General features: G+C 55.1%; 22 protein-coding genes. 4 read left to right on the forward strand and 18 right to left on the reverse strand.

Annotated features, from left to right (window positions below):
* Positions 1–141 precede the first annotated feature (141 nt).
* The 4 genes from hemG to pepQ are packed head-to-tail and all read right to left on the reverse strand — an operon-like array spanning position 142 to position 4,123.
* Entirely contained in the window at positions 142–678 is a 537-nt protein-coding gene (hemG, locus tag AC1MDE_RS24390; protein WP_479397933.1) for a menaquinone-dependent protoporphyrinogen IX dehydrogenase, read from the reverse strand.
* Between the two features lie 18 nt (positions 679–696).
* Positions 697–2,148, reverse strand: coding sequence for a Trk system potassium transporter TrkH (gene trkH / locus AC1MDE_RS24395; RefSeq protein WP_034827948.1), 1,452 nt, complete (start codon positions 2,146–2,148; stop codon positions 697–699).
* Positions 2,149–2,174: 26 nt separating this feature from the next.
* Positions 2,175–2,792, reverse strand: a complete 618-nt coding sequence (locus AC1MDE_RS24400; RefSeq protein WP_034827946.1) for an IMPACT family protein — start codon at positions 2,790–2,792, stop codon at positions 2,175–2,177.
* The gene (pepQ, locus tag AC1MDE_RS24405; protein ID WP_480345157.1) at positions 2,792–4,123 is read right to left on the reverse strand and encodes a Xaa-Pro dipeptidase; all 1,332 of its coding nucleotides are present in this window, start codon (positions 4,121–4,123) and stop codon (positions 2,792–2,794) included. Before pepQ ends, AC1MDE_RS24400 begins: the two co-directional genes overlap by 1 nt.
* 186 nt (positions 4,124–4,309) lie before the next feature.
* On the opposite strand from pepQ, the gene fadB reads away from it, so the two are divergent.
* Positions 4,310–6,493 carry a fatty acid oxidation complex subunit alpha FadB gene (gene fadB / locus AC1MDE_RS24410; protein WP_480345158.1) on the forward strand — a complete coding sequence of 728 codons (2,184 nt, stop codon included), beginning with the start codon at positions 4,310–4,312 and terminating at the stop codon, positions 6,491–6,493.
* 10 nt (positions 6,494–6,503) lie between these two features.
* Positions 6,504–7,667: an acetyl-CoA C-acyltransferase FadA gene (gene fadA, locus AC1MDE_RS24415; protein ID WP_182056795.1), complete on the forward strand. Its 1,164-nt coding sequence runs from the start codon at positions 6,504–6,506 to the stop codon at positions 7,665–7,667.
* A gap of 45 nt (positions 7,668–7,712) precedes the next feature.
* Here fadA and fre read toward each other — a convergent pair whose 3' ends face one another.
* From fre to pepE, 3 genes are all read right to left on the reverse strand, one after another.
* Entirely contained in the window at positions 7,713–8,414 is a 702-nt protein-coding gene (fre, locus tag AC1MDE_RS24420) for an NAD(P)H-flavin reductase (RefSeq protein WP_097118532.1), read from the reverse strand.
* A gap of 31 nt (positions 8,415–8,445) precedes the next feature.
* Entirely contained in the window at positions 8,446–9,930 is a 1,485-nt protein-coding gene (gene ubiD, locus AC1MDE_RS24425; protein WP_058960346.1) for a 4-hydroxy-3-polyprenylbenzoate decarboxylase, read from the reverse strand.
* A gap of 74 nt (positions 9,931–10,004) precedes the next feature.
* On the reverse strand, positions 10,005–10,736 hold the full coding sequence (gene pepE / locus AC1MDE_RS24430; RefSeq protein WP_166936634.1) for a dipeptidase PepE: 732 nt from the start codon (positions 10,734–10,736) through the stop codon (positions 10,005–10,007).
* A gap of 216 nt (positions 10,737–10,952) precedes the next feature.
* Between pepE and rfaH the strand changes: the two genes are divergently transcribed.
* Positions 10,953–11,441, forward strand: coding sequence for a transcription/translation regulatory transformer protein RfaH (gene rfaH / locus AC1MDE_RS24435; protein WP_038643771.1), 489 nt, complete (start codon positions 10,953–10,955; stop codon positions 11,439–11,441).
* Here the strand turns inward: rfaH and tatD are convergent.
* From tatD to udp, 10 genes are all read right to left on the reverse strand, one after another.
* Positions 11,438–12,220, reverse strand: coding sequence for a 3'-5' ssDNA/RNA exonuclease TatD (tatD, locus tag AC1MDE_RS24440; protein ID WP_058960347.1), 783 nt, complete (start codon positions 12,218–12,220; stop codon positions 11,438–11,440). The two genes, rfaH and tatD, sit on opposite strands and share 4 nt — an antisense overlap.
* Before the next feature lie 83 nt (positions 12,221–12,303).
* Positions 12,304–13,071 carry a Sec-independent protein translocase subunit TatC gene (tatC, locus tag AC1MDE_RS24445; protein WP_038643773.1) on the reverse strand — a complete coding sequence of 256 codons (768 nt, stop codon included), beginning with the start codon at positions 13,069–13,071 and terminating at the stop codon, positions 12,304–12,306.
* Positions 13,072–13,073: 2 nt separating this feature from the next.
* A complete protein-coding gene (gene tatB / locus AC1MDE_RS24450; protein ID WP_479414818.1) occupies positions 13,074–13,691 on the reverse strand; it encodes a Sec-independent protein translocase protein TatB in 618 nt (205 codons plus the stop codon).
* Positions 13,692–13,700: 9 nt separating this feature from the next.
* Positions 13,701–13,946 carry a Sec-independent protein translocase subunit TatA gene (tatA, locus tag AC1MDE_RS24455; protein ID WP_038643775.1) on the reverse strand — a complete coding sequence of 82 codons (246 nt, stop codon included), beginning with the start codon at positions 13,944–13,946 and terminating at the stop codon, positions 13,701–13,703.
* 110 nt (positions 13,947–14,056) lie between these two features.
* Entirely contained in the window at positions 14,057–15,694 is a 1,638-nt protein-coding gene (gene ubiB, locus AC1MDE_RS24460; protein ID WP_058960349.1) for a ubiquinone biosynthesis regulatory protein kinase UbiB, read from the reverse strand.
* Positions 15,691–16,296, reverse strand: coding sequence for a ubiquinone biosynthesis protein UbiJ (gene ubiJ, locus AC1MDE_RS24465; RefSeq protein ID WP_058960350.1), 606 nt, complete (start codon positions 16,294–16,296; stop codon positions 15,691–15,693). The genes ubiB and ubiJ overlap by 4 nt, the downstream gene beginning before the upstream one ends.
* Positions 16,297–16,302: 6 nt before the next feature.
* Positions 16,303–17,061 carry a bifunctional demethylmenaquinone methyltransferase/2-methoxy-6-polyprenyl-1,4-benzoquinol methylase UbiE gene (ubiE, locus tag AC1MDE_RS24470; RefSeq protein WP_058960351.1) on the reverse strand — a complete coding sequence of 253 codons (759 nt, stop codon included), beginning with the start codon at positions 17,059–17,061 and terminating at the stop codon, positions 16,303–16,305.
* A gap of 75 nt (positions 17,062–17,136) precedes the next feature.
* Positions 17,137–18,648, reverse strand: coding sequence for a DNA recombination protein RmuC (gene rmuC / locus AC1MDE_RS24475; RefSeq protein ID WP_058960352.1), 1,512 nt, complete (start codon positions 18,646–18,648; stop codon positions 17,137–17,139).
* Positions 18,649–18,733: 85 nt separating this feature from the next.
* Entirely contained in the window at positions 18,734–20,002 is a 1,269-nt protein-coding gene (locus AC1MDE_RS24480) for a tetratricopeptide repeat protein (protein WP_058960353.1), read from the reverse strand.
* 87 nt (positions 20,003–20,089) lie between these two features.
* On the reverse strand, positions 20,090–20,851 hold the full coding sequence (gene udp, locus AC1MDE_RS24485; RefSeq protein ID WP_038643781.1) for a uridine phosphorylase: 762 nt from the start codon (positions 20,849–20,851) through the stop codon (positions 20,090–20,092).
* A 300-nt stretch (positions 20,852–21,151) separates the two neighbouring features.
* Here udp and AC1MDE_RS24490 point away from each other — a divergent pair, with 300 nt between their 5' ends.
* Positions 21,152–21,988, forward strand: coding sequence for a dienelactone hydrolase family protein (locus AC1MDE_RS24490; protein ID WP_058960354.1), 837 nt, complete (start codon positions 21,152–21,154; stop codon positions 21,986–21,988).
* A gap of 38 nt (positions 21,989–22,026) precedes the next feature.
* Here the strand turns inward: AC1MDE_RS24490 and metE are convergent, their stop codons facing one another.
* Complete coding sequence (metE, locus tag AC1MDE_RS24495) at positions 22,027–24,297, reverse strand: 5-methyltetrahydropteroyltriglutamate--homocysteine S-methyltransferase (protein ID WP_479397929.1); 2,271 nt, start codon at positions 24,295–24,297, stop codon at positions 22,027–22,029.
* Positions 24,298–24,363 lie beyond the last annotated feature (66 nt).

A 24,363-nucleotide genomic window follows, 5' to 3' on the forward strand; every position in this document is an offset into this window, starting at 1 on the left:
TTTCTTCACTCCCTGCTGAGCCGTCTGCGTTGCCGCTTTGCCGTCTCAGTGGTGGCGCATTATAGGGAGTTATTCGGAGCTGACAAGGGTTTATTGCAAAAAAATGATCGTTCGACCTAAATTTAGCCACAACGCTTTATTTCACAACGATTTGCCTGGTAACTGCACAAAATCCTGGGCAAAAACCGCCACTTTATTCCAATCGGTGTATTCCACTTCTTTAGAGGTATCGGTCTCACCGCCCGTCATACGCATAATCAGTTGAATCATGACACGGTCAAACCAGCGATAGTGGGGATAACGCAACGCGCCGGCAAACACCGCACAGCAATCTGGCTGCCAGGGTGACTGCTCCAGGAACTTATGCGTATAGGCGTTGGTTGCTGGCGTGCACTTATCCGCTTTACGTGCCGTAAGATTGACGCTGAAGAAGCCACTGACGCGCTGATGCAGCTCAGTCTTATGCTGAGTAACAAACTTCATTAATGCCGGATGGAAATGTCCGTAACGGATTGAAGCGCCAATCAGCACGCGATCATACTGCGACCACTCAACCTGCTGTACTTCCAGTAAATCAATCACGTCACACAGCTGCTGCGGCGCTAGCGTCTGTGCAATACGCGCCGCGATCTCACGGGTTTGCCCATCACGGCTGGAATATAGAATCAATGCTTTCATTAGATAATCCTGTTTCTCTTATTCACGCCAGAAGGTCGGGGTGAACAGGACCAGCAGTGTGAACACCTCAAGGCGTCCAAACAGCATGGTTAAAATCAAAATCCACTTAGCGACGTCATTCATAGACGTGAAGTTATCCGCTACAACACCTAAGCCTGGGCCGAGGTTATTCAGCGTCGCGGCAACCGCAGCGAAAGCGGAGAAGTCATCGACGCCCGTCGCGATAATCGCCAGCATGCTGAGTAAGAACACCAGCGCATAAGCAGAGAAGAATCCCCATACCGCTTCAAGGATACGCTCCGGCAGTGCGCGATTACCCAACTTGATGGTGTAGACCGCGTTCGGATGCACCAAACGCTTAAGCTCACGCGACCCCTGCTTAAACAGCAGCAGAATACGAATCACCTTCAAGCCACCGCCAGTCGATCCCGCCATACCGCCGATAAAAGCCGAACAGAGCAACAGTACAGGCAGGAATAATGGCCAGCGCGCAATACTATCGGTGGTAAAGCCAGCAGTCGTTGCCATCGACACCACCTGGAAAAAGGCCTGGTTCAATGTTTGCCAGCCGCTGGCATAGACGTTGTGGAACCACAGCACTACCGTACAGATCAGCACTAACGTCAGCTGTACGCCAATAAACATGCGAAATTCGGGATCGCGCCAGTAAACTTTGAGGCTGCGGCCGCTCAATAAAGAGAAGTGCAAGCCATAGTTACAGCCCGAGATCAGCAGGAACACCGCCACGATGGTATTGATGGTAGGACTGTTGAAGTAGCCGATACTCGCATCATGTGTAGAAAAGCCACCAATCGCGATGGTCGAGAAGCTGTGACCGATGGCATCAAACACCGGCATGCCCGCCAGCCACAGCGCCACCGCACAGGCCACGGTAAGTAAGACATAGATTAGCCACAGCGTTTTAGCCGTTTCCGCAATACGCGGACGCATCTTGTTATCTTTTAACGGGCCCGGCATCTCAGCACGATAAAGCTGCATGCCACCCACGCCCAGAATCGGCAAGATGGCCACCGCCAATACAATGATCCCCATACCGCCCAGCCATTGCAGCATCTGACGATAGAACAAAATCGCTTTCGGTAAGGTATCAAGGCCCACCAACGTAGTGGCGCCCGTGGTGGTCAGCCCAGAGAAGGATTCGAAGAAAGCATCGGTAACCGAAAGGTGCGGCTGTTCAGCAAAAATGAAAGGCATCGCACCCACACTACCCAGCACCGTCCAGAACAGCACGACGATCAGAAACCCTTCGCGCGGTTTAAGTTCGGTTTTCTTTTTGCGATTAGGCCACCACAGCAGCGAACCAATCACAATCGCCATCATAAAGGTCTGGCTAAACGCGCGTCCGGCGCCATCGCGATAAATTAAGGCCACCAGCCCCGGTAGGATCATCGTCACCGAGAATAAAATTACCAACAGTCCCACGATGCGGGTAATGGCGCGAAAATGCATTCAGCTGTTCCTTTAAACAGATGCTTTTAGTTGTCCAGCGGGATGAGCGTCAGCGCGCCCCGGCTGTAATCAGAAAGGTTTTGCCGAAAGCCATCAATTTGCGGATGCGGCAACGCCAGACGTAGCGCGATACGATCCTGATAATGGCTCTCTTCAATGATGCCGTCAAAGCGTTGCAACAGACGCTCGATATCACTCAACTGGGCATAATCACATTGCAAGGTAAAAGATTGCATCGGCACTTTACGCGCTCGCATCAGTTGCTTCAGCCCCTGCTGCACGCCGCCGCCATACGCTTTCACTAATCCACCGGTACCCAGCATGATGCCGCCATAATAGCGCACTACCACTGCGGTAATTTCACCGACGCCGCTACCCATTAGCTGTGCCAGCATCGGTTTTCCCGCCGTGCCAGAAGGCTCACCATCATCGGAGAAACCCAGCTGCTGCGAATCATCCGGCGCACCGGCAACCCACGCCCAGCAGTGATGGCGCGCCGCAGGATGTTCCAACTTCACCTGCTGGACAAAAGCACGCGCCGCCTCAACGCCAACGGTATGCGCCAGATAAGTCATAAAGCGGCTTTTCTTGATGGTTTCCTCGCTGAGGCTCACAGCCTCAGCGGGAATATCGTACGCATCCATCAGGCCAGATGCAGATCGCGCGTCATGTTTTCAACGCGATTGGCATGGATCACCACATTGTCTTCGATACGAATACCCCCGTACGGTTTCAATGCGTCGATCGCCTGCCAGTCAAAGTACTGGCTGTATTTACCGCCACGCAGTTTTGCCAGTAGTGAATCGATAATGTAGAAGCCTGGCTCGATGGTCAGCACCATGCCCGGCTCGAGCACGCGGGTACAACGCAGATAAGGATACTGTGATGGTGCCGCCAGGTGCGCGCCATTGTCATCCTGCATAAAGCCTGCGACGTCATGCACCTGCAAGCCCAGCGGATGGCCCAAACCGTGCGGCATAAACGGACCGGTCAGGTCTTCCGCCACCAGCGTCTCTTCGGTCAGACCTTTCACCAAATCGAACTTCAACAATAGACGGGCAATACGCTGATGCATTTGCAAATGGTAATCGGTGTAACGCACGCCCGCTTTCAACGTCGCAATCAGCGCCAGCTCTTCTTTATTCATCGCCTCTACCATTTCGGCATAACGCGATTTGCTTTGGGCTGCATAGCTGCGCGTCAGGTCGGCGGCGTAACCAAGGTATTCCGCACCCGCATCAATCAGGAAACTGTGGCGCTTCGCAGGTGGCTGATGGTCGAGCCTGGTGTAGTGCAGCACCGCAGCATGTTCGTTAAGCGCGATAATATTGCCGTAGGGCACATCCGTATCACGATGGCCAGTCGCCGTCAGATACGCCTGGTTGATATCGAACTCACTCATACCTGAGAAGAAGGCTTCTTTTGCCGCACGATGTCCTGCTACCGCCAGCTTCTGCGCTTCGCGCATACAGGCCAGCTCGTAATCCGTTTTGATGCTGCGATGGTAATGAAGGAAGTCGATCACGCCTTTTGGATTCACGCGATCGCTATTGATGCCGAGTTGTGTGGCGCGGGAGGGCACAGGTCCGATATAAGCCACATTGTCGCGCTGAGCCGGCAGCAGTTGCCCAATCTCATCGGCATCTTTCAGGCCCACCACCTCAACATCCTGAGTCCAGAAGCTGTTGGGCAATGGCTCGACGTTATGCCAGTAATCCACAGGTGAGTAGAACCACAACTTTGGCTTGTTAACGCCATCGATCCATAACCAGCAGTTAGGCACTTGTGTGACAGGAACCCAAGCCTTGAATTGCGGATTCACCTTAAACGGGTAGTCGTGATCGTCGAGAAAAACGGTTAACAGCTCGCCAGAGTGAATCAACATCGCATCAAGTTTAAAGCGTGCCAGCACCTGTTGCGCTCGCTGTTGCAGCGTATTGATATGCGCGTGATACAGGGTTTTCAGTGAATCCATGGACTTGTCTCCGATATCGCGAAATTGGCCGCAGTGTAGCACAGCCTCAAGTCTGTTGCCGTGCTGCACTCGCTGTGATCGGCGTATCAAATAAGCAAAGACTCGTTTGCAAAAAATTAACATGCCGCCCACACTCCAACTCATCTGGTATGACCAGATCACCTTTCGCGGTTTCAGGAGACGGACATGCTCTACCAAGGCGATACCCTTTCAGTTCACTGGCTTGATGACGGCATTGCCGAGCTGATTTTCGATGCCCCCGGTTCAGTGAACAAACTCGACACCAAAACAGTTGCCTCATTGGGCGATGCACTCAGCATGCTGGAGCAACAGCCCGAGTTGCGTGGCCTGCTGCTCACCTCGGCCAAACCGGCATTCATTGTCGGTGCCGATATCACCGAATTCCTGTCGCTATTTGATGCGCCAGAAGAGAAGCTGAGCCAATGGCTGGCGTTTGCCAACAGCATCTTCAATCGCCTGGAAGATTTGCCGGTGCCGACTGTCGCTGCGATTGACGGCTACGCGCTGGGCGGCGGCTGCGAGTGTGTGCTGGCGACAGATTTCCGCGTCGCGACGCCTGCTGCACGCATCGGCTTACCGGAAACCAAACTGGGCATCATGCCGGGGTTTGGCGGCAGCGTGCGCTTGCCACGTTTGCTCGGCGCTGATAGCGCACTGGAGATCATCGCCGCTGGAAAAGATGTTGATGGCACCAGCGCCCTGCAACTCGGTTTGGTCGATGCCGTGGTGAGCAGCGATAAACTGCGCACCGCAGCGCTCACCATGCTTCAAGATGCGATGGCACAAGGCAGCTGGCAGGCCCGCCGGGCACCTAAACTAGCGCCTCTGAAGCTCAGCCCGATTGAAGCGGCGATGAGCTTCACCATTGCCAAAAGCATGGTGATGCAAACAGCAGGCAAGCATTATCCCGCGCCTATCACCGCGGTGAAAACCATTGAAGCGGCAGCCGGTTTACGTCGTGACGATGCATTGAAACTGGAAACCGCTGCATTCGTGCCGCTGGCACAAAGCGATGTGGCGTGCGCGCTGGTCGGTATCTTCCTGAACGATCAATATGTCAAAGGCCTGGCGAAGAAACACAGCAGTGCAGCCGGTGCACCGCAGCAAGCGGCCGTGTTGGGCGCAGGCATTATGGGGGGTGGGATTGCTTATCAGTCGGCATGGAAAGGCGTGCCGGTGAAAATGAAAGATATTAATCCGCAGGCGCTGACGCTGGGGATGACGGAAGCCAGCAACCTTCTTAACAAGCAACTGGAACGCGGCAAGATTAACGGTGCCAAACTGGCGAGCGTTCTCACGACGATTCAGCCCACGCTGGATTACGCCGGTTTCGAACGTGCCGATGTGGTGGTCGAGGCCGTGGTCGAGAACCCGCAAATCAAGGCCAAAGTGTTGGCAGAAACCGAGCAACATCTGCGCGATGATGCCGTACTCGCCTCCAACACATCGACCATTCCGATTAGCCAGCTGGCGCAATCGCTGCAGCGTCCAGAAAACTTCTGCGGCATGCACTTCTTTAATCCCGTACCACGCATGCCACTGGTTGAGGTAATCCGTGGCGAGCAGACCTCAGAAGCCACCATCAGTAAAGTGGTGGCCTGGGCCAGCAAGATGGGCAAAACGCCGATCGTGGTGAATGACTGCCCGGGTTTCTTTGTGAACCGTGTGCTGTTCCCCTACTTTGCCGCTTTCAGCCTGCTGCTACGCGATGGCGCTGATTTCCGTCAGATCGATAAGGTGATGGAGAAACAGTTCGGCTGGCCTATGGGCCCGGCCTGGTTGCTGGATGTGGTGGGCATTGATACCGCCCATCACGCACAACAGGTGATGGCGCAAGGCTTCCCTTCCCGCATGCAGAAGGATTACCGCGACGCGATTGATGTGCTGTTTGAAGCCAAACGCTACGGCCAGAAAAACGGCCTGGGCTTTTACAGCTGGGAGCAAGATAAAAAAGGCAAAACCCAGAAGAAAACCGATCCGGCTGTTGATGCGCTGCTGGAACCGATTTGCGAGCCGAAACGCGTGTTCAGCGATGAGGACATTGCTAACCGCATGATGCTGCCAATGCTCAATGAAGTGGTGCGCTGCCTCGAAGAGAAGATTATCGCCTCACCGGCTGAAGCCGATATGGCGCTGGTGTACGGCCTCGGTTTCCCTCCGTTCCGAGGGGGTGCCTTCCGCTATATGGATACGCTCGGCCTTAGCAATCTGGTTGATCAAGCCAAACGCTACACCCCACTCGGCCCGTTGTATGCGGTACCTGAACTGTTAGTGCACAAAGCGCATCAGCATCAAAGCTGGTATCCCGCAGCCCAACCGATTGACGAAGCGACACTGCAAAGTGCCTGAGGTAAAGAATATGGAAAAGGTAGTCATAGTTGATGCGGTACGTACACCGATGGGCCGTTCAAAAGGCGGCGCGTTTCGTCAGGTCCGCGCGGAAGATCTCTCGGCGCATCTGATGCGCGAATTGCTGAGCCGCAACCCCGGCGTTGATCCGGCCTCTCTGGATGACATCATCTGGGGATGCGTGCAACAGACGCTGGAACAGGGCTTCAACATTGCGCGTAACGCAGCACTGCTGGCCGAAATTCCGCACCGCGTGCCAGCCAGCACGGTGAATCGCTTGTGCGGTTCGTCAATGCAGGCGCTGCACGATGCGGCACGCGCCATTATGGTGGGCGATGCGCACAGCTGTTTGATTGGCGGCGTCGAACATATGGGCCATGTGCCCATGAGCCACGGCGTTGATTTCCATCCGGGTTTGGGCCGCACCGTGGCAAAAGCTGCAGGCATGATGGGATTAACCGCTGAAATGCTGGCGCGCATGCATCACATCACCCGTGAGCAGCAGGATGCCTTTGCGCTGCGTTCACATCAGCGCGCCTGGGCTGCGACTCAACGCGGCGATTTCAAACGCGAAATCGTGCCGACCTATGGCCACGATGCCGACGGCGTGTTGAAACGCTATGAAACGGATGAAGTGATTCGCGAAGATACCACGCTGGAAGGGTTGGCTGCGCTGCGTCCCGCGTTTGATCCGGTCAACGGCACCGTTACGGCGGGTACATCATCGGCACTATCCGATGGCGCGGCTGCCATGTTGATCATGAGTGAAAGCCGCGCGCGCGAACTCGGCCTGACCCCGCGTGCGCGTATTCGCAGCATGGCAGTGGTCGGCTGTGATCCTTCCATTATGGGTTACGGTCCGGTGCCAGCCAGCAAACTGGCACTGAAGCGCGCCGGATTAAGCGTGCAGGATATCGATCTGTTTGAGCTTAACGAAGCCTTTGCCGCGCAGACACTGCCGTGCATTAAGGATTTGGGATTGCTGGATCAGCTTGATGAAAAAGTGAATTTGAATGGCGGCGCGATTGCGCTGGGGCACCCACTCGGATGCTCAGGGGCGCGTATCAGTACGACGCTGCTCAATCTGATGGAACGTCGTGATGCGCAATTTGGTCTGGCGACCATGTGCATTGGCTTAGGTCAGGGCATCGCGACGGTATTCGAACGCGTTTAATATGTTGATGCACGTGTTCCCGCCCTTTCGGGCGGGCTTTTTTACTCAGATAAAGGCAAACGCATCGCCAAACATCTGCGCTTCAACCGCACCACGTTCCGCGCAGAAACGCTCGCGCGCTATCTTCGCCATCTCGAAACGACCCGCAATATAGATATCGTGCTCGCTGAGAGTTTCATAGTCCTGCATCACGGCGGTCAACACCGTGCCACTACGTCCATCCCAACCCTCTGCGGGTTGCTCCACCACCGGAATCACCTTGAGATGAGGATGCTTGACCGCCAACGCGTTCAACTCATCCAGATCGTACAAATGCATCAATTCCCGGCCGCCCCAGTAGATGGCGATATCGCGGTCTGGCTGCTGCGCCAGTGCCGTCAGCAGAATCGAACGTGCATAGGAGAAACCGGTGCCGCCCGCGATCAGAATAATGGGGCGATCGCTGTCTTCACGCAGCCAGGCATCGCCATGCGGCATATCCACCGTGATTTGACGATCGTTTTTGATGCGATCCATCACCGCCATCGCGTAGAGATTGAGGTCAGATGCGCCAATGTGCAGCTCAATGATGTCTTTTTCCATCGGGGTTGAAGCCAGTGAGAAGGGGCGCTTATCACGCTCATCCATCACCACCATCAGATATTGCCCCGCGCGGAAAGTAAAATCCGCCGCCGGAATCAAACGAACGCGGTAAACGGTATCCGTAATCGCTTCGACCGAAGTCACCTTGCAGTTTAACGTCGTCATACGTGCCCTTTTTTATGGTTTTCTGCCGCCTTTAGCGCTGCGGCGGCTCGGCAAAGATAGCTAACTCATCCCAAATGGCGTCAATACGCGCGGTCACCGCCGGATCTTTCACAATCGGTGTGCCCCATTCGCGAGTGGTTTCGCCCGGCCACTTATTGGTGGCATCAAGTCCCATCTTCGAGCCCAGGCCGGAAACCGGAGAGGCGAAGTCGAGATAGTCAATTGGCGTATTCTCCACCATCACGGTATCGCGCGCCGGATCCATACGCGTGGTGATCGCCCAAATCACATCGTTCCAGTCTCGTGCGTTGACGTCGTCATCGCATACGATCACAAACTTGGTATACATAAACTGGCGCAGGAAAGACCAGACGCCAAACATTACGCGCTTGGCATGCCCGGCATATTGCTTCTTGATCGTCACCACCGCGAGGCGATAAGAACAGCCTTCCGGCGGCAAGTAAAAATCGACAATTTCCGGGAACTGCTTGATCAGAATCGGCACCAGCACTTCATTCAGCGCCACACCCAATACCGCAGGTTCATCCGGTGGACGACCGGTATAGGTTGAATGATAAATCGGGTTACGGCGTTGCGTTACGTGCGTCACGGTAAACACCGGGAAGCTATCTACTTCATTGTAGTAGCCCGTGTGATCGCCGTAAGGACCCTCTGGTGCCATATCGCCCGGCTCGATATAACCTTCCAGCACGATTTCTGCACTGGCGGGTACTTCAAGCTCGTTCGACAGGCACTTCACCACTTCGGTTTTGTTACCACGCAGCAAACCGGCAAAGGCATACTCCGACAGCGTATCCGGCACTGGCGTCACGGCGCCCAGAATCGTGGCCGGATCGGCACCCAGCGCCACGGACACCGGGAAGCGTTCGCCCGGATGGGCTTTGCACCACTCCTGGAAATCCAGCGCGCCGCCGCGATGCGACAGCCAGCGCATGATCACGCGGTTTTTGCCGATCACCTGCTGGCGATAAATACCCAGATTCTGACGTTCTTTATGCGGACCACGCGTGACGGTTAAGCCCCAGGTAATCAACGGCGCGGCATCGCCCGGCCAGCACTTCATCACCGGAATGCGCGACAGGTCGACATCATCACCGCTGAACACTTCTTCCTGACACGGCGCATTGCGCAGGCGCTTAGTCGGCATGTTCAGCACTTGTTTGAACTGCGGCATCTTATCGAACAGATCGCGGAAGCCTTTTGGCGGCTCGGGTTCTTTCAGAAACGCCAGCAGCTTGCCCACTTCGCGCAGGGCACTGACTTCTTCCTGTCCCATGCCCATTGCCACGCGCTTGGGAGTACCGAACAGGTTGCACAATACGGGCATGTCGTACCCTTTCGGGTTCTCAAACAGCAGCGCCGGACCGCCGGCACGCAGAGTGCGATCGGCAATTTCGGTCATCTCCAGCTCAGGATCGATCTCCTGAGTGATGCGCTTTAACTCGCCGCGCTGCTCTAGCAACGCGAGGAAGTCTCGTAAATCCTGATATTTCATGCGGCGTTAGCTTCCAGCCAGAGTGAATTGGCCATTATAGGTCTGATTCACGCTGGCGTGTTGTGGTTTGTGGTTCAAGCTGGCTGACAGGAGAAAGGCACCAGCGATTGAATGGCCAGCACATCGTGATGTGCGGCGATTGGCTCACCATGACGGAACACTTTAAAGTCTTCGCCGCGCGCGCTGTAGTAACGCAGGCGGTTTTCACTGACGTGCAGGAAACTGGCTTCTCGCAGGGCGATCACCGACTCATGTGGGTTGACCGCACAAAACTCCGCCAGACGCTCATCCCGCGTCTCCCCCATATGCCCGCTGACGTGAGCATCCAGATAGTGCGGATTGATCTGCACCGGGAACAGACCTAATGCAGGCAAGACCACGCTGCTGCGCACCGGCATATCGTTGGTGGTACGGATCGATGGCGTAGCCACATTGCAACCGGCGCTCCAGCCGACGTAAGGCACATCTCGCTCACGCACGGCACGCTGAATCGCCACGATCAGTCCGTGCTCATGCAGCATCTGATTGAGGAACCAGGTGTTGCCGCCGCTCACCAGGATCAACTCCGCCTGTTCAATCGCTGCCACCGGGGAGTCAAACTCATGCACGGTGCGCACCTGAATACCCAATGAGTCAGACAGGTCTTGTGCACGCTGCGCATGGTCGCCACGAATAATGGCATAAGGCACCAGCACCGCCGACGTAATGCCGCGCTGCGCAATCATTGCGTGCAGTTGTGGGTGAGCGTAGCTCAACAGTGGCGCGTCTTCGGCCACTTTGCCATTACTTAATAAGAACAGTTCCATCAGCCAGTCCTTTTTCAAATGAGAGCGAAAGATGGGGAAGGAGTCTGATACAGATGGTCATCAGCCGTCAATTTTCTTGCAAGAAAGCGTTAATAAGCCGCACCAATCGGAAAATTCGTAGTGATTTTTATTTCACAGCCGCGTTTCCACTGGCCGATGCGCTATAACTCTGACAGCAGGTTTGTTATTCTTAGCGTCCAATATTTGGGAGCAGTTATGGAATCCTGGTACTTACTCTATTGCAAACGTGGACAGCTGTTGCGCGCGAAAGAGCATCTTGAGCGGCAGGAGGTGAATTGCCTCAGCCCGATGATCGCTCTGGAAAAGATTGTGCGCGGTAAACGCACCACGGTGAGTGAGCCGCTGTTTCCCAACTATCTGTTTATCGAATTCGATCCGGAAGCGATTCACACCACCACCATCAGTAGCACGCGCGGCGTCAGCCACTTTGTGCGCTTTGGCGCGCAACCGGCGACGGTCTCCAGCGAAGTGATTGAAGCGCTGCAAACCGATGTGCCGCAAATTATGCTGGATCCAGAAACGCCACAAAGCGGTGATGAAGTGATCATCACCGAAGGGACTTTTGAGGGGCTGCGCGCTATTTTTGCCGAGCCTGATGGCGAAACCCGCTCGGTGTTATTGCTAAACCTGCTCAACAAACAAGTGATGCGCAGCGTCGACAACAAACAGTTCCGTAAGCTTTAAACCAGTTTAAACAGCTGACGTGCGTTGTGATTGACCTGCGCACCCAGCGCTTCAGCCTCCTCCCCACGCCAGTTCGCCACCTGCTGCACAATATGCGGCAGGAAACAGGGCTCGTTTCGACGCGAAGGCGGCCGTGGATGCATATCACGCGGGAGCAGATAAGGCGCATCGGTTTCCAGCAGCAGACGCTCTGCTGGAATCAGCGGCAGCATTTCCCGCAGCTCCAGTCCACGCCGCTCATCGCACACCCAGCCGGTAATGCCCACCGATAAGCCCAAGGCCAGGCACGATTCCAGTTCATCACGCGTGCCGGTAAAACAGTGTGCCACCGCGCCCGTCAATTTCGGCAGCCACGGCTCCAGCACTGCCACAAAACGATCGTGTGCTTCGCGGCAGTGGAGGAACACCGGCAGTTGTAACTCTGCTGCCAGCGCCAGCTGTGCATCAAAGGCGTATTCCTGCTGGTCGTGCGCCGCGAGATTGCGGTTAAAATCGAGGCCGCATTCACCGATGGCCACCACTTGCTCACTCTCAGCCAGACGGCGCAGCGTGTTCGCCGTGTCTGCCGACCATTCACTGGCGTGATGCGGATGCACGCCGGCTGTAGACCAGCAGTAGCCTGGATGCCTTGCCGCGAGCTGACGCGCCTGCTGGCTCTCCAGCGCATTGGTGCCGGTAATCAGCAGGCCGGTGACGCCTGCTTCGCGCGCGCGTTTAACCACCTGATCGCGATCTTTTGCGAATTGCGTGCTGGTCAGGTTTACACCGATATCAAACATGTCTTCTCCCAAATAAAAACCGCCCAATGTGTGGGCGGTTTAGATTCTTAACGCTCATCCCGCTCGCTTGCGGGAATGCCTTGTCAGGATTCGGTATTTTGTTCCTCATCCTCTGAATCTGACGCCTTGCGCCCTTTACCCACATAGTAACGGGAGAAGAATACGCCGACTTCAAACAGGCAGTACATCGGAATAGCGAGCAAAGTTTGCGAGAAAACATCCGGCGGTGTGAGCAGCATCCCAACAACGAACGCGCCCACCAGCATGTAAGGACGTTTCTTTTTCAAATCTTCTGGTGAGGTAATGCCGGTCCAGCACAGCAGCACAATCGCAATCGGCACCTCAAACGCCACACCAAATGCCATGAAGATAGTCATGACGAAGTCGAGGTAGTTGGTGATATCGGTAGCGATGGTGACACCCTGCGGCGCGGTTTTGGCAAAGAAGCCAAATGCCAGCGGGAACACGATGAAGTACGCGAAGGCCACGCCAACGTAGAACAGCAGCGTGCTGGAGAACAGTAACGGCATCACCAGCTTACGCTCATGGCGATACAGCGCAGGCGCCACAAAAGCCCACACCTGATACAAGATCACCGGCACCGCAAGGAACACCGAAACAATGATGGTGAGCTTAATGGGGGTGAAGAACGGTGAAGCCACGTCAGTGGCGATCATGCTGGCACCGGCCGGCATCTGGCTAATCAGCGGCGAAGCCACTAAGTGATAGATGTCGTTGGCGAAATAAACCAGGCACAAAAAGATAGCAAACACCGCAATAATGCAGTTCAGCAAACGCTTACGCAGCTCAATCAGGTGGCTGATGAGCGGTTGGGTATCTTCAACGGCCATGTTTATCTTTCATCTTTTACGGTGGGGGTGGGCGTCGCATTCTGCGCGGTATTAACAGGTGCCTCAGCCTCTGCTGTTACCGGTTGAGGTTTCTGAGCCGGTGCGCTGGCCTTGTGCTCTGCCGCCACTGCCTGAGGTGCCTGAGCCGGTGCGCTGGCCTTGTGCTCTGCCGTCACCGCCTGAGGTGCCTGAGCCGGTGCGCTGGCCTGATGCTCTGCCGCCGCGGGAGTGACCGGAGGCTGGCTTACCGGTGCAGAAGAGGTGCCTGCAGACGGCGGTTGATGAATGGTGTTCGCTTCATCTTCCGCTTTCTCGATATCGATGCTCTGCTGTACAGAACGCTTCATCGAATCGGCGGTTTTACGCAACTCTTCCATCGACTCTTTCAGTTCCGGTGACAGTGAGCCACGGCCCGCTTCCTCGACCTTTTTCAGGCTGTCCTGCAATTCCTGCAGTTTCAGCTCCTGCGCCAGTTCGTTTTGCACGTTAGCAGCCAGGGAGCGAATCGCCCGAATCCAGCCCACGACGGTTTTCACCGCAACCGGTAATCGTTGCGGGCCTAGAACGATCAGCCCGATAACGAACACCAATACCAGTTCACTAAAACCAATATCGAACACAGTTAACCCTTACTTGTCCCGGGCGTCGTCTTTACTCGCCGAGGTTTGCTGTTTGTCTGCCAGAGTCTTGGCGTTGAAGTCAGCGTCCTGCTCTTTCGGCTGATCCTTTTTATCGTCTTCATCGCCCATGGCTTTTTTGAAGCCACGAATAGAAGAACCTAAATCCGAACCCAGGTTACGAAGTTTATTGGTACCGAACAGAAGAACAACAATGACGGCAATGATTAACAATTGCCAAATACTGATACCGCCCATGAGATATGCCTCTAATATTCTGTGAAAAACTTTGAGTTGAAACGCACAGAAAGCCCGTATGAATTCGGGCTTTAGCCTGCGACATTACGCGATTTGCACCAGGCAAACAATCAGTTTGTCTTGCGCCAGCCTATCAGCCAGGTGACGATGCCAGCGGCCATTAATAAGGCGGGGAAGAAATCCCAGTCGGGTCGACTTAACAGCACCGCGGTGCCACTTAATAACAGTGTAGCCCCTACACCAAACAGATAACGTGCCTTGTGATGGCGCGTGCGTTGCGCATTCATATCGTTGACCAGTTTATCGACGCTGTGCTGCAATAATTTATGCTGACGCATGCTGTCGTAGAACAGTTCAGGCAACTCCGGCAGTTTTTCAGCCCAGAATGGCGCCTTCTCTTTCACTGCGCGCAGAATCGCAGGAATACCGATCTGATCTTTGATCCAGTCTTCGAGGAACGGCTTCGCGGTTTTCCAAAGATCGAGCTGCGGATAAAGCTGACGGCCAATCCCTTCGATGTAGAGCAATGTTTTCTGTAACAGCACCAGCTGCGGCTGCACTTCCATATTGAAGCGACGCGCGGTGTTAAACAGGTTCAGCAGCACGTGGCCAAATGAAATCTCAGCCAGTGGTTTCTCAAAAATCGGCTCACAGACGGTACGAATGGCGAATTCAAAATCTTCCACATTGGTATCCGGCGGCACCCAGCCCGAATCCACGTGCAGTTCCGCCACTTTGCGGTAATCACGGTTAAAGAAGGCAATGAAGTTTTCCGCCAGATAGCGCTTATCTTCTTTATTCAGCGAGCCGACAATGCCGCAGTCAATCGCGATGTACTGCGGATCTTCTGGATGGTCATAACTGACGAAGATGTTGCCGGGGTGCATGTCAGCATGGAAGAAGCTATCGCGGAACACCTGGGTGAAGAACACCTGCACGCCGCGTTCTGCCAGCAGCTTCATGTTGACACCATGCTTCTCCAGCGTCGCCACATCAGAAATGGGAATGCCGTAAATACGCTCCATCACCATCATCGATTCGCTGCAGTAATCCGAGAACACTTCCGGCACATACAGCATCGGGCTCTGCTCAAAGTTACGACGCAGCTGAATGGCGTTCGCCGATTCGCGCAGCAGATTGAGTTCATCAATCAGGGTCTTTTCGTAATCGCGCACCACTTCAACCGGGCGCAGACGACGACCATCCGGCAACAGACGAGGAACCCAATGCGCCATGCGGTAAATCAGCTTCATATCCGCTTTAATCACCGGCAGGATGTCCGGACGAATCACTTTGATCACTACGTCACGGCCGTTAGACTTAAGCGTGGCAGTGTGAACCTGCGCAATCGAAGCAGAAGCCAGCGGCTTAATATCAAAATCGTCAAACCATGTGTCGACAGGACCGCCAATGGATTGTTCAATCTGCTGCTGGGCTTTCAGCCCATCAAAAGGCGCCACGCGGTCCTGCAACACCGCCAGTTCATCGGCGATGGCCGGTGGGAAGAGATCACGGCGCGTCGAAAGCATCTGACCAAATTTGATCCACACTGGACCAAGTTGCTCCATTGCCAGACGAATGCGCACGCCCGTCGATTCATTTTTGTGCTTGTTAGGGATCCAGAAAATACAACGTCGCCAGATACGAAGCGGCAACGTGATGCGCATGTGAGGGATCAGTTCATCAAGCCCGTAAGTCAGAAAGACCTTGATGATGAAGTATAAGCGCCGAATTTCTCCCAGCGTCATTTCGCCTCCAGCTGTGCTAAACGCGCTTCGAGCGCATTAAGCGAACGTTCCATCGCTTCAACCTCTTCACAGAACCACGCCAGCTCCAGTGCACCGGGCGCAACCCGCCACTCTTCCGTCAGCACCTGACCGAGATAATCCTGCCGACGTGTCACCTGTTGCTGCACAAATTTCAGCGCCTGCTGAGCAGCCTGACTGACACCCTGCGCAGCAATGTCGCCGATCCACGGCGCCAGATACTCGGCTGGATCGAGCTCAGCAAGATCCATTAGCGCGGAGAATTGCTGAACCACTTGCAGATCGCCTTCCACGTCCAGCTCACCGCTACGGATCAAACTGGTCAGCTGCTGGCGATCGCGCAGTTTCGGCAAGGTGCTAAGGCGCAGACTCACGCTACAGTCGCTGCTGTCCTGCCAGTCACTCAGCACATCCAGCTGCGATTCGCTAAACACCAGCACCAGAGGGAAATCCAGCTCCTGCAGGCGCAGCATCAGCACTTTACCTGCCAGACGTTGACGCGCGGCTTTCAGGCTACGATCACGATACAGAACACGATTGAGGGCGGTTTCAAGGCCGCCCGTGATTAGCGGGGTAAAAGTCATGATCAATCAGAACTTAAAGCCGCGATGCAACGCCACAATACCGCCGGTCATGTTGAAGTAAGTGGTATTTTCAAAACCCACATCGTTCATCATCGCCTTCAGGGTTTCCTGATCGGGATGCATACGAATCGATTCTGCCAGATAGCGATAGCTATCGGCATCCTGCGCCACCAGCTGCCCAATACGCGGCAGGATGTGGAAGGAATAGGTATCGTAGGCTTTGCTCAGCGGTTCCAGCAGCGGTTTGGAAAACTCCAGCACCAGCAAGCGTCCGCCTGGTTTCAGCACCCGGAACATCGAGGCCAGTGCCTTCTCTTTTTCGGTGACGTTACGCAAACCGAAAGAGATGGTGATGCAATCGAAATAGTTATCCGGGAACGGCAGCGCTTCGGCGTTGGCCTGCACATAGCTGACGTTGCCTGACACGCCCATATTGCGCAGCTTCTCGCGGCCCATCTTCAGCATCGAGCTGTTGATATCCGCCAAAACGACCTGACCCGTCTCGCCCACCAGGCGAGAGAATTTTGCTGTCAAATCACCGGTGCCGCCGGCCAGATCCAGCACACGCTGACCACGACGCACGCCGCTGCTGTCGATGGTAAAACGCTTCCAGACACGATGGATGCCAAACGACATCAAATCGTTCATCAGGTCATATTTTGCCGCTACGGAATGAAACACGTCCGCGACTTTATCGGCCTTTTCGCTTTTCGCGACGGTCTGAAAGCCAAAATGAGTAGTTTCCTGCTGTGATTCATTTGCCATCGGGTTTACCTGTTCCACAAACAATTCTTGCCGAAGTGTATCAGAGTCGCGCTACGCGAGCACGCGACCACCGTGCTATTCGTTGATGCGGCGCAGTGAAGCGGTGGAAGAATCTGCCACATTTTCATCAGGCTTGGGATCGTCCGCCCAATCTTCATCCGCCTCTTCCGGCTGCGCTTGCTCCACCAGTTGGGGATTGATCGGCCGTTTGATTTCCACACCTAACGCGCGGAAGGATTCGCTTTGCGCAATCAAATTGCCGCGCCCTTCTGACAGCTTTTTCATCGCCTGATGATAACTCTGCTGCGCTTTATCGAGGCTGTGACCGATACCGCTCATATCATCCACAAACAGCCGCATTTTATCGTACAACCGCGTAGCTCGGTCGGCGATGCGTTGCGCATTGCGACTCTGATGCTCATAACGCCACAGGTTGTTGATGGTGCGCAGCGCCACTAGTAATGTCGTAGGGCTTACCAGCATGATGTTCTGCTGCAGCGCTTCGCTGATCAGCTCTGGCTGCCGATCAATCGCCAACAAGAACGCGGGCTCGACCGGAATAAACATCAACACATAATCCAGAGAGCGTAAACCGGGCAATTGTTGATAATCTTTTCGCCCCAGCAGCCGAATATGGCCGCGCATGGCGTTAACGTGCTCCTGGATCGCCTGCTCGCGCGTGGCTTCATCTTCCGCGTTGAAATAGCGTTCGTAAGCCACCAGCGTCATTTTTGCGTCAATCACCACATCCTTGCCCTGCGGCAACCGCACGATCACATCCGGTTGCATCCTGCCCTGCTGTTCCAGCTGCACGCTGACCTGCGTCTGATATTCATAACCTTCGCGCAGGCCGGAAGCCTCCAGCACGCGCGCCAGCACCACTTCACCCCAGTTGCCCTGAATTTTGTTGTCGCCTTTCAACGCTTTGGTGAGATTGACCGCTTCCTGTGCCATCTGTGCGTTAAGCTGTTGCAGCTGGCGAATTTCATGAGCCAGCGTATGGCGTTCGCGGGCTTCCTGGCCAAAGCTATCCGTCACCTGGCGACGGAAACCATCCAGCTGTTCACGCAGCGGACCAATCAACCCGTTGAGGCTTTGCCGATTCTGCTCATCCACCCGACGTCCGCTGTTTTCAAAGATGCGGTTGGCCAGATTCTCAAACTGTGCGCTGAGACGCTGTTCGCTGTTAGTGAGCAGGCGCTGCTTCTCTTCTGCGCCAAAACGCGTCTCTTCTAAACGGATGGTGACTTCACGCAGTTCAGCTTCTTGCGCACTGTTCACTTCCAGCTGATTGCGCAATTCCCGGCTAAGCTGCTCGCTTTCGCCACGCCAGTAATCGAGCTGTTGCAGCCGTTCCTGTGCACCGCTAAGCGTGCCATGAAGCTGCCGCAGTTCTTGCTCGCGCTGCAGAATTTGTTGTTGTAACTGTTCGAGCTGCTGCTGCTGACGGTGTTGCGCCTCTTCCAGCAGTCGGCGTTCTGTGGTGAAGCTGGCGTGCTGGTGCCCGGCACGCAACTGGGCCAAAATCCAGCCGAGGCCCAGTCCGGCCAGCGCCAGCGCACCGCTAATGATAAGTTGCTGATCCATAATCCCCCCGCGGATCGTTTCGCTGAGGGAAAAGGTAAGTCGCTACTGTATGAATGTCCAGACAGTTGTGTAGCTGGCAGATGATTTACAGCGCTTTCACCGTCAAATCACCCGCCTTCCACGCATCAATCAGGAAAAACGGCATCGGCAACAGCCATTCACTGCCCTTCACTTTGGCGGGATAGCACCAGCTTTGTCCGTTGTGAGTGAGTTCAACCTGCTGCCAGCCGTTATCAACATTCTCCACCTTGCCCGCCATGCTGGAATACCCTGCGTTGCTGCCGACGTGAAAACGCTCGGTTTGCCAGCGAATTGGCGGATGTGCGGGCCACGCCTGGGCATGATGGAATCGGAAGATGTCATCATGATTCAGCAGGCTTTCGCGCACCGTCGGCCACAACGCCACTTTGAGGAAGTATTGATCGGTGAAGCGTTCACTGCCGCTGTACTGGGCGATAAAGTCGCGTATCTGCTGTTCAACGTTGTGGAATACGCCATGACAGCCGCCCCACATGCCTGCCAGCAGCAGTTCGGTATGCGTAAAGTAGTCACGCATGTGATGGAACCAGCAGGGCGATTGCAGCCAGGCTTCTACCGCCGCCACTTCACGCTCCGACAGCAGGGAGTCCGCATCTCGCACGATATAACGCTTGACGCATGGATCATCCATCACCAGAAAGCGCCACAGCGTCGGGAATATGGTCTTCTCATGTGACATATCCACTAACTGGACATTTGACTGCTTCAGACGCTGCCAGACGTGTTGCGGCACGCTGTCGTCAAGATAGATGCGACACATCCAACCGGGATAGAACTCGCGCGCAACGTCGATATTTTTGATCAGCGTTTCACAGTAGCGCGGTTGGCCGCCATACAGACTGAAAGAGATGATATTTTCAGTTGGATTGGTGGGATTGAAACACGGCGGCGCTTCTGCGGGATACGCCACTGTGTGGCCCTGACGAAAGATCGCGTCAGACTTCTCCAGCGACTCACGGCCGTAACGTGCCACTTCATCGTGCTTTTCCAGCCAGCCACACACTTCGGTTAAGCCATCGAGCCAGGTGTCGGAAGCCTGCGCACGCTGCGCTGCCGATGCCTGATAGATCTTTTGATAAGTTTTGTAGGATTTTTTGTACTCCCCCACGCGCATTAGCGTCAGCGCATAGTCACTCAGTACCTGCATGTTTTGCGGCATGACGCGCAAAACCTCTTCACAGCACTGACGTGCCACGGGGAAATCAGAGGCCGCCATCGCCTGGCGGAAACGCGCTGCCACGCTCTCAATGCGAGACTGAGCAGCCGTGGAAGGATGATTAAAGGCAGGACGCGGAGCAGAAACCGTTTTGCGCATAGTTGTTTTCTCAGTATCAGCTGAAAAACGTGCGCAATGTGATGGCAGCAGGGAATTCCTTATCCGTAATACCTGCTGCCTTGCGCACTAAATTAAGCGACGCGCGGCTTCTACAACAATTTTCACCGCATCGCTTTCGGTCTGTTTCATGGTCGCGGCATCCGGGATCTCTTTCTGCGTACGGTTAACGATAACACCCGCCACCATGCCCGCTCGCAGCCCCTGACTGGCGCACATGGTTAACAGTGTAGCGGATTCCATCTCATAGTTAAGAACCCCCATTTGCTGCCACTCTTGCATTGAGCCCTGGAAGCGATTCACCACACGTCCTGAGAACGTGTCGTAACGCTCCTGCCCCGGATAGAAGGTGTCAGATGAAGCGGTGATACCAATGTGCGTTTTGGCACCGCAGGCTTCTGCTGCGGCCACCAGCGCGGTGGTGCAGGTGAAATCGGCCACTGCCGGGAACTCCATCGGCGCAAAGTGCAGGCTGGCACCGTCAAGACGCACCGAAGCAGTAGTCACCAGCACGTCGCCTACATTGATATTCGGCTGGATCGCCCCGGTCGTGCCCACACGCAGGAAAGTGCGCACGCCGAGCTGCGCCAGTTCTTCCACGGCAATAGAGGTCGATGGACCGCCGATCCCGGTAGAACAGACCACCACCGGCTTGCCATCCACTTCCGCCAGGTAAGTGGTGAATTCACGGTGCGAAGCCAGATGCTGCGGATTATCCATCAGCGCAGCGATTTTTTTCACACGCTCCGGATCGCCGGGAACGATAGCCAGTGTGGCTCCTTTCAGATCGGCTTTAGTGATACCAAGGTGGAAAACGTCAGACTGGGCCATAACAGACTCCTGATAGATAAGGGATATGCGTGTCACTCTACGCCAGAGCGCCATATATATATGTGATTTATTTCACCATCGACAATGAAACTTACATTATCAGAAAATTATTATGTGATTCACATCACACATTGCAGCTCGGCAATTCTGAATTGCTACAAGCGGTGCTGTGTAAGTTCGGGTGGCAGTGTTAATAGAGAAGAAGAACATAAGTACACATCCCTCTGAACCCTACGTCAGCCTTGCTCCTGAAGCAGGCTATAGTTACGTGATTGCGCATTTGCTAGCACGGAGAGAACCATGAAAACCGAAGACAATATGGCACAAAAATCAGTAGCCGGTGGCTTTGCCCCTGCCGTTCAGCCCATCGCCAGCAGCACCATTACCACCGTCAGTGACGCTATTCACACCGGTGAAACTTCTGTTCCCAGCCAGGGAGAAAACCTTCCGGCTTATTATGCTCGCCCCAAATCCTATGAAGGCAAACTACCGGTGATTCTGGTGGTGCAGGAGATTTTTGGCGTTCATGAACATATTAAAGATATCTGCCGTCGTCTGGCGCTGGAAGGCTATCTGGCGGTCGCACCTGAACTCTACTTCCGTGAAGGCGATCCCGGTGACTACAGTGATATCCCGACACTGTTCAAAGAACTGGTCAGCAAGGTGCCCGATTCTCAGGTGCTGTCCGATCTCGATCACGTTGCCAACTGGGCCGCACGCCACGATGGCGATATTCGTCGCATGGCCATCACGGGCTTCTGCTGGGGCGGACGCATCAGTTGGCTGTTCGCCGCGCACAATCCGCAGGTGCGGGCGGCAGCGGCCTGGTATGGTCGGTTAGAGGGTGAGAAAACCCTCAAACAACAAAAACATCCTATCGATGTAGCCGTCGAGCTTAACGCACCGGTGCTCGGATTGTACGGCGGTCAGGATGAGAGCATCCCGTTAGAGAGCATTGATAAGATGCGTCAGGCACTGCATGCCGCCAATGCCAAAGCGGAAATCGTGGTGTATCCGGAAGCGGGACACGCGTTTAATGCCGATTATCGCCCAAGCTACCATGCTGACTCAGCCGCTGATGGCTGGGCACGCATGCTGGCCTGGTTTAAACAGTATGGCGTTGCACCCAACGCGTAATAACAAGGGGCGCTGCAAGGCGCCCCTGTTTCTCACGATTAAGCCGATTCTGCGCGCAGCTTTTTCGCGGCGGTCACCATGTTCGCCAGCGCCTGCCGGGTTTCACTCCAGCCACGGGTTTTCAGACCGCAGTCCGGGTTGACCCACAAACGCGCGGGAGGAATACTTTGCGCCGCTTTACGCAGCAGCTCTTCCATCCATTCAACGCTGGGTACGTTCGGGGAGTGTATGTCATACACACCTGGCCCAATTTCGTTCGGGTATTCGAACGCTTTAAACGCATCCAGCAATTCCATATCCGAGCGTGAGGTTTCGATGGTAATCACGTCCGCGTCCAGTGCCGCTATCGATTCCATGATGTCATTGAACTCGCAATAACACATGTGCGTGTGGATCTGCGTTTCATCCTGCGCCACAGCCGCGTTGAGGCGGAAGGCATCCACTGCCCAGGTCAGGTACGCCGCCCAATCCGACTGGTGCAAGGGTAAGCCTTCGCGCAGCGCGGGTTCATCAATCTGGATGATCCCGATCCCGGCTTTTTCCAGATCTTCCACTTCATCACGCAGCGCCAGTGCAATCTGTTTAGCAAGGGTTTCCCGCGTCACGTCTTCACGCGGGAATGACCAGCACAAAATCGTGACCGGGCCGGTGAGCATGCCTTTCACTGGCTTTTCAGTCAGCGATTGCGCGTACTTCGCCCACTCAACGGTAATCGGCTGCGGACGACTGACATCACCGATGATCACCGGCGGCTTCACACAGCGAGAGCCATAGCTTTGCACCCAGCCATTTTGCGTAAACACGAAGCCATCGAGGTTTTCGCCGAAGTATTCCACCATGTCATTACGCTCTGCTTCGCCGTGCACCAGCACATCCAGCCCGAGCCGTTCCTGTTCGGCAATCGCCTGCTTGATGTGCTCCGCGATGCCGGTGCGATAGTGGCCTCCATCGATATTGCCTTTTTTGAAGTCGAGTCGCAGGCCGCGAATTTCGGTGGTTTGCGGGAAGGATCCAATCGTGGTGGTCGGCCAGGCAGGCAGATTAAAGCGATGGCGCTGCGCTTTGGCGCGTTCGTCATAGTGGCTGGCGCGCTCAACGTCTTTGGCCTGAATATTCGCCAGACGTGCGCCCACTGCGGCATTGTGCACGCGCGAAGAATGAGAACGGGCGCGAATCGGCGCGCTCCACTCCGTCAGCGAGGCCGCATCGTTATTATTGAGCGCCTGGCTCAACAACCTCAGCTCAGCACACTTCTGTAAAGCAAAGGCAAACCAGCTTTTCACTTCCGCATCGAGCCGGGTTTCGACACTGAGATCGATCGGGCTGTGCAGCAGCGAGCAGGAGGAACCAATCCACAGATTTTCACGCTGCCCGACCAGCGGTTGCAGGCGATCGAACCAGCAGCTGAGCTCGGCACGCCAGACATTGCGGCCGTTGATCACCCCGACTGAGAGCAGCCAGTCGGCGGGGAGCTGTTGGTGGATATGCTGGATGTCATCTCTGCCATGCACCAGGTCAACGTGTAAACCTTGAACCGGTAGCGTCTTAATCACGTCGAGATTTTGACCGATGCTGTCAAAGTAGGTCGTCAGTAGCAGTTTTACATGACCTTGTAGCGCATCGTAGGCAGGCTTGAACGCATCACGCCATTCCTGTGGCAGCTCCAGCACCAGCGCGGGTTCATCGATCTGCACCCATTCAATACCGCGCTGATGCAGTTCAGCCAGCACTTGCTGATAGACCGGCAGTATCGCTTTCAGCAACGACAGGCGGTCAAACGGCTCACCTTTGACTTTGCCCAACCACAGGTAAGTGACCGGTCCCAGCAGCACCGGTTTGATCGCGTGACCCAGCGCCAATGCTTCATCCACTTCTTCAAGGAGCTGTGTCCAGCTTAGTGAGAACTGCTGGCCCTGAGTGAATTCCGGCACCATATAGTGATAGTTGGTGTTGAACCATTTGGTCATTTCAGCGGCGGCAGCAGGATTGCCGCTGGGGGCGCGGCCACGTCCCAGACGGAACAGCGTATCGAGATCGACCGATCCATCCTGGTTCTGATGGCGCGCCGGCACATTGCCCAGCATCAGGCTGGTGGTCAGCACATGATCATACCAGGCGAAATCGCCCACGGGCAGCAGATCCACCCCCGCGTCTTTCTGCTGTTGCCAGTGGCGAGCGCGCAGCTCGCACCCCACGGCCAGCAGCGCTTCCTGTGAGCTGTTACCTGCCCAGTAGCTTTCCTGTGCTTTTTTCAGTTCACGACGCAGACCGACACGAGGGAAACCGAGCGTATGGTTCAGAATGGTCATTTAGTGATCTCCAGATATGCTTAACGGGTCGAGCCCGTTTACGTTCATCCAGCGAGTGACATTGCC

The organism is Pantoea folii (genome assembly GCF_056678875.1).

Coding starts and splice junctions, on each gene's coding strand:
- hemG (WP_479397933.1), bottom strand. CDS start 678: ATGAAAGCATTGATTCTATATTCCAGCCGTGATGGGCAAACCCGTGAG.
- trkH (WP_034827948.1), bottom strand. CDS start 2,148: ATGCATTTTCGCGCCATTACCCGCATCGTGGGACTGTTGGTAATTTTA.
- AC1MDE_RS24400 (WP_034827946.1), bottom strand. CDS start 2,792: ATGGATGCGTACGATATTCCCGCTGAGGCTGTGAGCCTCAGCGAGGAA.
- pepQ (WP_480345157.1), bottom strand. CDS start 4,123: ATGGATTCACTGAAAACCCTGTATCACGCGCATATCAATACGCTGCAA.
- fadB (WP_480345158.1), top strand. CDS start 4,310: ATGCTCTACCAAGGCGATACCCTTTCAGTTCACTGGCTTGATGACGGC.
- fadA (WP_182056795.1), top strand. CDS start 6,504: ATGGAAAAGGTAGTCATAGTTGATGCGGTACGTACACCGATGGGCCGT.
- fre (WP_097118532.1), bottom strand. CDS start 8,414: ATGACGACGTTAAACTGCAAGGTGACTTCGGTCGAAGCGATTACGGAT.
- ubiD (WP_058960346.1), bottom strand. CDS start 9,930: ATGAAATATCAGGATTTACGAGACTTCCTCGCGTTGCTAGAGCAGCGC.
- pepE (WP_166936634.1), bottom strand. CDS start 10,736: ATGGAACTGTTCTTATTAAGTAATGGCAAAGTGGCCGAAGACGCGCCA.
- rfaH (WP_038643771.1), top strand. CDS start 10,953: ATGGAATCCTGGTACTTACTCTATTGCAAACGTGGACAGCTGTTGCGC.
- tatD (WP_058960347.1), bottom strand. CDS start 12,220: ATGTTTGATATCGGTGTAAACCTGACCAGCACGCAATTCGCAAAAGAT.
- tatC (WP_038643773.1), bottom strand. CDS start 13,071: ATGGCCGTTGAAGATACCCAACCGCTCATCAGCCACCTGATTGAGCTG.
- tatA (WP_038643775.1), bottom strand. CDS start 13,946: ATGGGCGGTATCAGTATTTGGCAATTGTTAATCATTGCCGTCATTGTT.
- ubiB (WP_058960349.1), bottom strand. CDS start 15,694: ATGACGCTGGGAGAAATTCGGCGCTTATACTTCATCATCAAGGTCTTT.
- ubiJ (WP_058960350.1), bottom strand. CDS start 16,296: ATGACTTTTACCCCGCTAATCACGGGCGGCCTTGAAACCGCCCTCAAT.
- ubiE (WP_058960351.1), bottom strand. CDS start 17,061: ATGGCAAATGAATCACAGCAGGAAACTACTCATTTTGGCTTTCAGACC.
- rmuC (WP_058960352.1), bottom strand. CDS start 18,648: ATGGATCAGCAACTTATCATTAGCGGTGCGCTGGCGCTGGCCGGACTG.
- AC1MDE_RS24480 (WP_058960353.1), bottom strand. CDS start 20,002: ATGCGCAAAACGGTTTCTGCTCCGCGTCCTGCCTTTAATCATCCTTCC.
- udp (WP_038643781.1), bottom strand. CDS start 20,851: ATGGCCCAGTCTGACGTTTTCCACCTTGGTATCACTAAAGCCGATCTG.
- AC1MDE_RS24490 (WP_058960354.1), top strand. CDS start 21,152: ATGAAAACCGAAGACAATATGGCACAAAAATCAGTAGCCGGTGGCTTT.
- metE (WP_479397929.1), bottom strand. CDS start 24,297: ATGACCATTCTGAACCATACGCTCGGTTTCCCTCGTGTCGGTCTGCGT.